The 395-nt window shown below is 48.6% G+C and carries 1 pseudogene; it reads left to right on the forward strand.

The window, feature by feature from the left end:
* Nucleotides 1–395: pseudogene (locus G3567_RS13275) on the forward strand (hypothetical protein); the annotation flags it as partial.

A 395-nucleotide genomic window follows, 5' to 3' on the forward strand; every position in this document is an offset into this window, starting at 1 on the left:
ATTGAAGCACTGTTTTTGGATTGTGATACGGACAGTGATGGTCTTCAAAATTACCTGGACACCGACTCCGATAACGACGGGATTTACGATGCCCTGGAAGCTGACCCAAGCTTTACAGGAAGCATAACCACAGATGGTCGTATATCTGGCGGTGTGAATGCAGATGGTATTCCTTCAGGTGCCAATGCAGGAAACGGCTTTACGCCTGTGGACACAGATGCTGACGGAACACTCAACTTTATGGATTTAAACTCTGACGGCGATGCCTGTCCAGATGCCAATGAATATTATAACAATCCCTCTGCCGATGGTGGAGATGATAGCATATTCGGTGTTGGCACCCCGACGGTAGATCCTAACGGGTTGGTTACAGGGGCGGGCTACGATGGAACAAA

This window comes from Psychroflexus aurantiacus (assembly GCF_010820555.1).
In the GTDB taxonomy this organism is placed as follows: domain Bacteria; phylum Bacteroidota; class Bacteroidia; order Flavobacteriales; family Flavobacteriaceae; genus Psychroflexus; species Psychroflexus aurantiacus.